This window comes from Variovorax sp. P1_H12_2, assembly GCF_056405335.1.
Genome location: NZ_JBFUCI010000534.1, coordinates 1 through 3702, shown reverse-complemented (window position 1 = coordinate 3702; position 3702 = coordinate 1). Strand labels below are relative to the sequence as shown.

The window sequence follows — 3702 nt, the reverse complement described above, 5'->3', positions numbered from 1 at the left end:
TTCTGAGAGAAGCTGGTGTAGGGGAAGGTGTTGAAGACGCCGCCGATCAGGGTGCCGAGGCCGTCGGTGCGCAGGCCGCGCGCCAGGTCCTGCTGGCTGATCTTGCGGTCGGTCATCTCGCCGAGCGCGAGAAACATGCCGGTCGACTCGATCATCACCACGATCATGATCAACGACATCGTGAGGATCAGCACCGGGTCGAATTTCGGCAGGCCGAAGTGGAAGGGCAGCACGATGTCGAACCACGCGGCGCTGCCGACCTTCTCGAAGGTCATGAAGCCGAAGGCGGTGGCGACCACGGCGCCGATCACGATGCCCAGCAGCACCGAAATGTTGGCGATGAAGCCCTTGGCGTACTTGACGATCAGCAGGATCGACACGAGCACGAGCGCCGCGATGGCGAGCCCGCCCAGGTCGGCGTAGCGCGGGTTCGGCACCGAGGGCACGATCGACAGGCCCTTGGGCACCGGCGGCACGGCCGAGCCGGGCGAGGTGACGTCGGCCAGCCACTTGGCATAGACCGGGTCGACCAGCGCCGGCGCGGTCGGCCCGACCGGGTTGCCGAAGATCCAGTTGATGCCCACGCGCATCAGGCTGATGCCGATCACCGCGATGATGGTGCCGGTGACCACCGGCGGGAAGAAGCGCAGCATGCGCGAGACCATCGGCGCGATCAGTATCGAGATGATGCCGGCGCCGATGATGGCGCCGAACAGCAGCTGCGCGCCGGCCTGGCCCGGGTTGGCGTTGGCGATCGCGACCATCGGCGCGACCGACGCGAAGGTCACGCCCATCATCACCGGCAGCTTGATGCCGAACCACTGGGTGGCGCCGAGCGACTGGATCAGCGTCGCGATGCCGCAGCAGAACAGGTCGGCCGAGATCAGCAGCGCGACCTCCTGCGGCGTGAGCTTGAGCGCGCGACCGACGATCAGCGGCACCGCCACCGCACCGGCATACATCACGAGCACGTGCTGCAGGCCGAGGGCGGCGAGTTTGCCGGCCGGCAGGCGCTGGTCGACCGGGTGGATGGAAGGCGAGGCAGCCGTCATTGCGTGGACTCCTGGGCAGCGTGGAGGAAGGGGAAGGGGCGAACGCGTCTTGCCGTGAATCGTTTACCGTTCTGTACGCGAAACTGTATACAGATCAGGTGGTCGCCTGTATGGCGGAAAACCCGCGCTCCGTGCGCCCGAGCAAGTCGCGGGCCCGCGCTTCTCAGAACCTGTTTACGATCTCCCTGGGGTCGCGCAGGCGTTTTTTCGGGAGGGGATGCAAGGCGCAGTGCGCCGCCCATAGCATGGCTATGGGCAAGCGCTGCAACGCCGCAGACCGCCCGAAAAGACGCCTGCCCTTCGGGTTGGGGCGAAATCGGGCGATTTCTGCGTGCCGCTGCTTGCATGGGCAGGAGCCCATGCGGCGCAACGGCACTTCGAACTCATCCCGATTGCGCCCCAACGCGACCCCAGGGAGATCGTAAACAGGTTCTCAGGCCAGCAGAGCCTTGACGAGGTCGAGCTGGCGATCCGGCACGCCGGCCGAAAGTTGAAGGTTGGCCTCGATGCGCAGCAGGTGGTCCGTCATGCACGCCACGGCGGCCTCGACATCGCCGCTGCGGCAGACGCGCAGGAATTCTGCGTGTTCGTCGGACGAACAATGCGGATCGTTCGACGAGTGGTACAGCATGGCGATCAGCGAGCTGCGCGCGACCAGCTCACGGATCAGTTCTGCCAGGGTCTGGTTGCCAGCGGCCTCCGCCAGCGCGACGTGGAAGTCGCCGAGCAGCTTCTCCCGCACCGTGCCGGTCGTCGTGGTGGCGCGCAAGGTGGTGCGCTCGAACTGGATGTGCTGCTCGAGCGCCTGGTAGTCGGCGGGACGCGCCTTGGCGACGAACAGCCGCACCACCTCGCTTTCGAGCAGGCGCCGGACCCCGAAGACTTCGCGCGCCTCCTGCACGCTGGGCTTGCTGACGAAAGCCCCCTTGTCCGGGATCATTTCGATCAGTTTTTCCTTCGACAGCGTCAGCAGCGCCGCCCGGATCTTGGTGCGGCTGACCGAATAGAGCCGCCCCAGTGCTTCCTCGCGCAGCCAGGTGCCGGGCGGCAGCCGCTTCTCGACGATCGCGGTGGCGATGTCCTGCGCGATGCCTTCGACGGTGGCGGTCTTGTCGACCGCAGCCTCTGTCCCGGACCTTGCAGGCGGCGGGAGGGGGTGAGCGGAAGCTTTGGGGGCGCGTGGCATGGCGCCATTGTGAATGAGGCTGGATGGGCCTGGATGCGGCGGAGCCCTGGGTCGCCGCCCGCCGCGATCAGGCCGCCCGCTTCAGCGGCGGCATCGCCGGCAACGCGAAGTCGCCGAGGAGGCCGCTGATCGGCTTGGGCAGCGGGCGTGCCAGTTCGCCGCGCTTGCTGGTGGCCAGGCGCAGGCTCACCAGCGATTCGACCAGCTGCGTCCCGGCGGCCACGCCGTCGACCACCGGCACGCCGAGCACCTGTCCGATGTGCTCGCACAGGTCGGCCATGCCGGCGCAGCCGAGCACGATCGTATCGGAGCCGTCCTCGTCGAGCGCGCGGCGGCATTCGTCGACGATGCGCTCGCGCGCGCGCGATCCGGGCGCCTCGAGCTCGAGCACCGCGATCTCGCAGGCTCGCACGTTGGCGCAGAAGCGTTTCATGCCGTAGACCTCGGCGAGGTGCCAGGCCTGTCCCATCGTGCGGGCCAGGGTGGTCACGACGCTGAAGCTGCTTCCCACCAGGCTCGCCAGATGCATGGCCGCCTCGGCGATGCCGACCACCGGGCCGCGCGCCAGTTCCCTGGCGGCCTTGAGACCGGGGTCGCCGAAGCAGGCGATCACGTAGCCGTCGATGCCGTCGCGCTCGCCGGCGGCGATCTCCTGCAGCAGGCCGGGCACCGCCAGCGCCTCGTCGTAGTGGCTTTCGATCGAGGCCGGCCCCATGGCGGGGCTGACCGCCACGATCTCGGTGCCGGGCCGCGCCACCGAGCGCGCGCAGGCACCGATCTTCTCGGTCATGCTCCAGGTGGTGTTGGGATTGATGATCTTGATGCGCATGATGGGTCGGGGATTGGAAATGAGCTTGCTCAGCGCTTGCGGTTCTGCAGCATGTAGAAAACGAAGCCGAGGCCGGTGCCGATGAACCAGGCGTAGTTGGCGGCACCGCGCAGGGGCGGCACCAGCACGCACAGCACCGGCACCAGCGCGGCCGGGACCAGCGCCCAGATGGCGCGCCGGTTGTAGCCGTTGTCGTACCAGTAGGCGCCTGCCGGGCTCAGGGTGTAGAGCGCATCGACGTCGACGCGCTGCTTTTGCACCAGGTAGTAGTCGGCGATCAGGATGCCGAACAGCGGCCCGATGAAGGAACCCAGGATGTCCAGCGTGTAKTGGATGACCTCCGGGTTGTTGTAGAGGTTCCACGGCGTGATGAAGACAGAGCCCACCGCGGCGATCATGCCGCCGGTGCGCCAGCTGATCTTCTGCGGCGCGACGTTCGAGAAGTCGAAGGCTGGCGAGACGAAATTGGCGACGATGTTGATGCCGACGGTGGCGATCATGAAGGTCAGCGCGCCGATCACCACCGCGGTGGTGCTGTCGATCTTCGCCACGGTGTGGACCGGATCGGTGATGAGTTCGCCGAACACCGGCAGCGTCGCGGCGGAGGTGATCACGGCCAGCAGCGAGAAGAATAG

Annotated in this window: 4 protein-coding genes; all 4 read right to left on the bottom strand. The window is 67.3% G+C overall.

Annotated features, from left to right (window positions below; genetic code table 11):
* Positions 1-1052, bottom strand: a 1052-nt coding sequence (locus AC1D2K_RS31765; RefSeq protein ID WP_478094053.1) for a solute carrier family 23 protein, incomplete at its 3' end; no start/stop codon positions are given.
* A gap of 433 nt (positions 1053-1485) precedes the next feature.
* Positions 1486-2238 (bottom strand): GntR family transcriptional regulator, encoded by a 753-nt coding sequence (locus AC1D2K_RS31760; protein ID WP_478094051.1) that lies wholly within the window; start codon positions 2236-2238, stop codon positions 1486-1488.
* Positions 2239-2305: 67 nt separating this feature from the next.
* Positions 2306-3067, bottom strand: coding sequence for an aspartate/glutamate racemase family protein (locus AC1D2K_RS31755; RefSeq protein ID WP_478094049.1), 762 nt, complete (start codon positions 3065-3067; stop codon positions 2306-2308).
* 29 nt (positions 3068-3096) lie between these two features.
* The coding region (locus AC1D2K_RS31750) for a cytosine permease (protein WP_478094047.1) at positions 3097-3702 on the bottom strand (606 nt) is incomplete at its 5' end.